This window comes from Paenibacillus sp., from assembly GCF_031177825.1.
Classification (GTDB): domain Bacteria; phylum Bacillota; class Bacilli; order Paenibacillales; family YIM-B00363; genus Paenibacillus_AE.
In genome coordinates this window covers 1-6,627 of record NZ_JAPSKE010000057.1, presented here as the reverse complement: position 1 = coordinate 6,627, position 6,627 = coordinate 1, and the positions used below count along the sequence as shown (strand labels likewise).

The 6,627-nt window shown below is 58.5% G+C and carries 9 protein-coding genes; all 9 read left to right on the top strand.

The features are described 5' to 3' along the window. Positions 1–219: 30S ribosomal protein S6 (gene rpsF / locus RIN49_RS28685; RefSeq protein WP_309123509.1), on the top strand; the 219-nt coding region annotated here is incomplete at its 5' end. A 41-nt stretch (positions 220–260) separates the two neighbouring features. Further along, complete coding sequence (gene ssb, locus RIN49_RS28680; RefSeq protein ID WP_309123508.1) at positions 261–758, top strand: single-stranded DNA-binding protein; 498 nt, start codon at positions 261–263, stop codon at positions 756–758. 61 nt (positions 759–819) lie between these two features. Continuing rightward, positions 820–1,113, top strand: coding sequence for a 30S ribosomal protein S18 (rpsR, locus tag RIN49_RS28675; protein WP_138197696.1), 294 nt, complete (start codon positions 820–822; stop codon positions 1,111–1,113). 155 nt (positions 1,114–1,268) lie between these two features. Further along, positions 1,269–1,577, top strand: a complete 309-nt coding sequence (locus tag RIN49_RS28670; RefSeq protein ID WP_238392694.1) for a MazG-like family protein — start codon at positions 1,269–1,271, stop codon at positions 1,575–1,577. Positions 1,578–1,583: 6 nt separating this feature from the next. Further along, entirely contained in the window at positions 1,584–2,510 is a 927-nt protein-coding gene (locus RIN49_RS28665; protein WP_309123507.1) for a YybS family protein, read from the top strand. 23 nt (positions 2,511–2,533) lie between these two features. Continuing rightward, on the top strand, positions 2,534–4,501 hold the full coding sequence (locus RIN49_RS28660) for a DHH family phosphoesterase (RefSeq protein WP_309123506.1): 1,968 nt from the start codon (positions 2,534–2,536) through the stop codon (positions 4,499–4,501). Then, the gene (gene rplI, locus RIN49_RS28655) at positions 4,498–4,944 is read left to right on the top strand and encodes a 50S ribosomal protein L9 (protein ID WP_138197699.1); all 447 of its coding nucleotides are present in this window, start codon (positions 4,498–4,500) and stop codon (positions 4,942–4,944) included. Before RIN49_RS28660 ends, rplI begins: the two co-directional genes overlap by 4 nt. A gap of 5 nt (positions 4,945–4,949) precedes the next feature. Beyond that, a complete protein-coding gene (gene dnaB, locus RIN49_RS28650; protein WP_309123505.1) occupies positions 4,950–6,323 on the top strand; it encodes a replicative DNA helicase in 1,374 nt (457 codons plus the stop codon). 134 nt (positions 6,324–6,457) lie between these two features. Then, positions 6,458–6,627: adenylosuccinate synthetase (locus RIN49_RS28645; RefSeq protein ID WP_309123510.1), on the top strand; the 170-nt coding region annotated here is incomplete at its 3' end.

Sequence of the window (6,627 nt, the reverse complement as noted above, 5' to 3'; positions counted from 1 at the left end):
GTGGAACGGTTCCAAGGCATTATCAATAACGGCGGCGAAGTGACGAAGACCAACGTGATGGGCAAGCGCCGTCTTGCGTACGAGATCAACAAGAACCGCGACGGAATCTACGTGCTGGTGAATTTCACAGCTACGCCGGAAGTCGTCAAGGAACTGGATCGCGTGATGCGGATTACGGACGAAGTGATTCGTTTCATGATCGTACAAGACGTAGCGTAAAGCGCCGCAAGGCGTAAAGGTCCGTTACAGGAGGGATTGCGTTGCTGAACCGCGTCATATTAATCGGCCGATTGACGAAGGACCCCGAGCTGCGGTACACGCCGGCCGGCGTGGCCGTCGCGCAATTTACGCTGGCGGTCGACCGACCGTTCTCGAGCCAAGGCGGCGAGAGAGAGGCGGACTTCATTCCCGTCGTGGTATGGAGACAGCTGGCGGAGACGTGCGCGAATTATCTGCGCAAGGGCCGGTTGGCCGCCGTGGAAGGGCGGATCCAAGTTCGCAATTACGACAATAACGAAGGCAAGCGCGTCTACGTTACGGAAGTCATTGCGGACAACGTGAGATTCTTGGAGCGCCCGAACCGCGAAGGTGACGAAGGGGCGCGCGAACCGCAAGGCGGCGGAGGTTACCAAGGCGGCGGCGGAGGCAGCGGCCGAAGCGGCGGCGGCGGTGGCGGCCAACGGGGCGGCGGAAACTTCGACCCGTTCGCCGACGACGGCAAGCCGGTGGACATCTCCGACGACGATTTGCCGTTCTAACGTGAACCTTAAGGCAATGCGAAGATAAAACATTTTCCGACGAAAGGAGTTTGAACCGAACATGGCAGAGCAACAAGAGCGTCCGGAACGCGGCGAGCGCCCGGAGCGCGGCGAGCGTAAATTCGGCGGCCGCGGCAAGCGCGGCGGCAAGCGCCGGAAGGTGTGCTTCTTCACGGTTAACAAGATCAAGCACATCGACTATAAAGATGTAGACTTGCTGAAGAAATTCATCAGCGAGCGAGGCAAGATTTTGCCGCGGCGCGTTACGGGTACTTCCGCGAAGTACCAGCGCGCATTGACCGTTGCGATCAAGCGTTCGCGCCAAATGGCGTTGATCCCTTACACAACGGAATAGGATGTAAATCCGAGGAGCCGTTCCGACAGTCAGATGCGACTGAGGACGGCTTCTTTTCGTGTTCGGAGCGACGTGCGCGAGCGAAAGCGAATGCGATTTGTGTTATAATGCAAACAGTAGCGGCTGAACGAAAGCCGGCGGTAAGGAGCAGGACCATGACGAACGGCAAGGAAATGGACGTCGCCCGCAAGGCGAAGATCATCGAATGGCTGAAAACCGAAATGCTGGACGAAATGGCGCAGCTGTTCCGCGGCTTGTGGGAAGGGCGCCAAGCGAAAATCGTCGACGGATTGGCGAGCTTGATCGTATCTTCTTATTTATTGGCTCGGCGCCTTGGCGTCAGCTACCGGGAACTGGACGATACCGTTCTCGAGAAATTAAAAACACATAAACGAGATCATCACCAATTGGAAGAATGGTATGGGGACTTATCTTCCTTGGAGAAACATCTGGATGGAAGGTGAATGCGGTTGTCCGCTGAACAAGCGTCTCTGAAGAAGCATGCCCTCGTCTGGGGAATCGTGTTATTCCTCGTACATCTTTCGTTACTAACGCCGCTGCTCGTTCTTACGGTCTGGTTCGCGGCGGTTCCGGCCGTGCTCTTATACGTGAAGTCGAACCGGGCCTGGTTCGCCGGCGTCTCGGTCGTCTCTCTGCTCGTCGGCGCGACGCTGTCCGGCTCGCTGGCGATCGCGTACCTCGGCATCGCGTTGACGACGCTCATCCCGGGCATCGCGCTCGGAGAGGCGTACCGCCGAAGATGGACCGCCCGGAAATCGATTACGGCCGGCGTCGTCGCGTATCTGGCCGTCTATCTGCTGACGATTTTGATCGCCACGATGATGGGCGTCAACTTGACGACCACGATCGCGGACACGATCCGAGACGGCATGGCGCATTTCCCGGAAAATGTCAGCTCGATCATCACCGACGAGACGCTGCACGAGTTCATCCAGTTAAGCGTGATGATGATCCCGTTTTACCTCATCGCGACGTCGACGTTCCTGACGGTGTTGACGCACACGATCGCGAGAAGAATCGCGAATCGGACCCGCGGCGCGTCGATTCCTCAGCTTCCCCCGATCCGGGATTGGAAGCTGCCGCGATCGTTCGTCTGGTATTACTTGATCGCGCTGTTCGCCGAGCTGTTCGTTCCGGTCGACCCGGGGTCGTTCGTGTCCACGATCGTCGTGAACATCGTGCCCATTCTGATGCTCGCGTTCGTCGTGCAGGGCGTTTCGTTCCTGTTTTTCATCGGTCATGCGAAGCGCAAAATGTGGATTCCGTGGCTCGGCGTCGTCGGCGTCGTGTTGTTCAACCCTCTGTTCATGCCGTTCAGCTTGCTCGGCGTCTTCGATACGGCGTTCCCGCTCAGGGATCGGTTCCGTAAATCCTAACGAGTAGGGAGGAGGACGGCGTCATGCCGAAATGGTTGCAAGCCCGATGGATGCGTCTGCACGCGACGATTCCGTTGGCTTTGTCCCTCGCGCTGTCTCTGGCGCTGCTCGGATTTTCCTGGGTTGTCGGCGCGCTGGCGTTAATCGTCGTGGCGGCGGCGGCGATATACGTCCTCCAGGCCGAACGCAAGAGCCGCGAAGCGATGAACGCGTACATCTCCACGATCACGCACCGCGTGAAGAAGGCCGCGAGCGACGTCATCTCCGAGATGCCGATCGGCATCGTGCTCTATGGGGAAGACCGGCAGGTGGAATGGCATAACGGCTCGATCGCCAAGGCGATGAACCGGGAATCGCTCGTCGGCGAGTCGATAACGGCGTTATGGCCCGGGCTGAAGGCGTTGAAGGAGAAGGAGAAGGAAACGACGATCGAACTGACGTTCAACCAACGTTCGATCCAAGCGAGGGTCCGCCCCGAGGAGCGGCTGCTCTATTTTACCGACGTGACGCAGTATGCGACGCTTGCCAGAAAATACGAGGAAGAACGCATTGCATTCGGGCTGCTCGTACTGGATAATGTGGACGAAGTGACGCAAGGCATGGACGATCAAGCCCGCAGCCTGACGATGGCCACCGTGACGACGGTGCTCAACGAGTGGGCCGTCCGCCATCGATTGTATATGCGTCGGACCTCGTCGGACCGGTATTTCTTATTGCTGAACCAGAAGGAACTAGCGACTCTGGAACAAAGCCGCTTCGATGTATTGGACGAAGTGAAGGATGCGACCGCGCACCTGAAGCTGCCGATGACGATCAGCATCGGCGTGGCCGCCGGGGCGGCGGGTTTGATGGAGCTCGGTCAGCTGGCGCAGACGAGCTTGGACATCGCGCTCGGCCGCGGCGGCGATCAAGTCGCCGTGAAGGTGGGCGATCGCGTAAGCTTCTACGGCGGCAAATCGAACGCGGTGGAGAAGCGCACGAGAGTGCGCGCGCGCGTCATCTCGCACGCGCTGCGCGATTTGATGAAGGAAAGCGATAAGATCGTCGTCATGGGTCATAAGATCCCGGATATGGACGCCGTCGGCGCCGCGATCGGCGTGCTGAAGGCGGCCGAGACGTTCGGCAAGCCGGCGTTCATCGTGCTCGAAGGCGTCAATCCGTCGATCCACCGGATGATGGAGATGATCTACGAGGACGAGGAGCTCACGAGCAAGTTCGTCTCTCCGGAGGACGCATTCCATCTCATTACGCCGAAGACGCTGGCGGTCGTCGTCGACACGCATAAGGCATCGCTCGTCGCCGAACCGAAGCTGCTCGGGCTGACGAAGCGGCTCGTCGTCATCGACCATCATCGGCGGGGCGAGGAGTTTATCGGGGAAGCGACGCTCGTGTATATGGAGCCGTACGCGTCGTCGACGTGCGAGCTGGTGACGGAGCTCTTGCAGTACATTCACGAAGGGCTGGCGCTCGGCGTACTCGAGGCGACGTCGATGCTCGCGGGCATCGTGACCGACACGAAGAGCTTCTCGGTGCGCACGGGCTCGCGGACGTTCGAGGCGGCGTCGTTCCTGCGGCGCAACGGAGCGGACTCTTCGCTCATTCAGCGGCTGCTGAAGGACGACTTGCCCGGTTATCTGATGAAGGCGGACATTATCCGGCATGCGCGCATCGTGCATAAGCACTTCGCCGTGGCTGTCACGCAGCCGGGGCAGCGTTATCCTCAGCTGCTCATCGCGCAGGTCGCCGATACGCTGCTGAACATGCAGGGCATCGTCGCGTCGTTCGTCGTTTGCGAACGGCCGGACGGCTTGATCGGCATCAGCGCCCGCTCGATGGGCCAGGTGAACGTGCAGCTCGTTATGGAGCGTCTCGGCGGCGGCGGCCATCTAACGAACGCCGCGACGCAGCTGGAAGGCTCGATTAAAGAAGCGGAAGAACGTCTGTTGACGTTATTGAATAGCTACGAAGACAGGGAGGGGCTCTTGGAATGAAAGTTATTTTCCTGCAAGACGTGAAGGCGCAAGGGAAGAAAGGTCAGATTAAAGAGGTATCCGAAGGATACGCTCTGAACTTCCTGATTCCGCGCGGGCTGGCGAAGCCCGCGTCGGAAGGCAACGTGAAGACGCTCGAGAATCAGAAGCAAGCCGAGCTTCGCCGCAAGGAGCAAGAGAAGATCGACGCGCAGGAGCTCGCGAAGCAGCTGGAAGGCATTACGGTCGTGCTGACGTCGAAGGCGGGCGAGGGCGGCCGGTTGTTCGGTTCCATTACGAACAAGCAAGTCGCCGAAGAACTGGAGAAGATGAAGATCAAGCTCGATAAGCGCAAGATCGTGATGGACGAGCCGATCCGCACGCTCGGCGTCACGCAAGTGCCGGTGAAGCTGCATCCGGAAGTGACAGGCACGCTTAAGGTACAAGTCAAGGAAGGAAGTTAAGCGCGATGAACGGGAATGGAGAAACACCGGTTTTCGATCGGATTCCGCCGCAAAATCTGGAGGCGGAGCAAGCGGTGCTAGGCGCCATCTTGCTCGACAGCGTCGCCATCATTTCGGTTATGGAGACGCTCAAGGCCGAGGATTTCTACCGCCAGGCCCATCAATATATTTTCGAAGCGATGATCGATCTGAACGGCGACAACGAACCGATCGATCTGATCACGCTGACGACGCGGCTGCAGGCGAAGCAGCAGCTTGGCGAGATCGGCGGCATTCAGTATTTGACCGAACTCGCGAGCGCCGTGCCGACGGCCGCGAACGTGACGTATTACGCGAAGATCGTCGAAGAAAAGTCGATGCTGCGCCGCCTCATTCGGACCGCGACGGAGATCGTTACGAACGGCTACGCGGCGGCGGACGACGTCGGAAGTCTGCTCAGCGAAGCGGAGATGCGCATCCTCGAAATCTCGAATCGGAAGTCGAGCACCGGCTTTATCTCGATCAAAGACGTCCTTATGGAAGTGTTCGAGAAGGTCGAGAAGCTGTATAACGATCGAGGGAAGACGACGGGCATTCCGTCCGGCTTCCCCGACCTCGACAAGATGACGGCGGGCTTCCAGCGAAGCGACCTGATTATCGTCGCCGCGCGTCCGTCCGTCGGGAAGACCGCTTTCTCGCTGAACGTCGCGCAGAACGTCGCCGTGCGCGCGAAGGAGACGGTGGCCATCTTCTCGCTCGAGATGTCGGCCGCGCAGCTCGTCCAACGGATCATTTGCGCAGAGGCGAACGTCGACGCGGGACGGATTCGGACGGGGACGCTCGAAGGCGACGACTGGGAAAAGCTGACGATGGCGATCGGCACGCTGTCCGAGGCGGAAATTTACATCGACGATACGCCGGCCATTACCGTCGCCGACATTCGCGCGAAGTGCCGCCGCCTCAAGAAGGAGAAGGGGCTCGGCATGATTCTGATCGATTACCTCCAGCTGATCGCGGGCCGCGGCAAAGCCGGGGAAAACCGGCAGCAGGAAGTATCGGAAATTTCCCGAACGCTCAAGCAGATCGCGCGGGAGCTCGAAGTGCCGGTCATCGCGCTGTCGCAGCTGAGCCGGGGCGTCGAGCAGCGGCAGGACAAGCGTCCGATGATGTCCGACCTTCGGGAATCCGGCTCGATCGAGCAGGACGCCGACATCGTAGCGTTCCTATACCGGGATGACTACTACGACAAAGAATCGGAAAAGAAAAACATTATCGAAATCATCATCGCCAAACAGCGGAACGGGCCGGTAGGCACCGTCGAGCTCGTCTTCCTTAAGAATTTTAATAAATTCGTGTCGTTGGATAAATCGCATAGCGATTCGCTTCCTGCGGCAATATAATGTTAGACATCATCGGAGCTGATCCGAATGTTTTCGAATCCCGAATCGAAAACGTTCGGATTTTTCATTGACTTCCATTCCGTGCGATTGTTACACTAAGAATGCTGAAATTTTGACCCAGAGGGGGTAAGCTCATGTCGACGGTCGTTGTGGTAGGTACGCAATGGGGAGACGAGGGCAAAGGAAAGATCACCGACTATCTCGCGGAAACCGCCGAAGTCGTGGCCCGTTATCAAGGCGGCAATAACGCAGGACATACGATCATGATCAAAAATCACAAATATAAGCTGACGATGATTCCGTC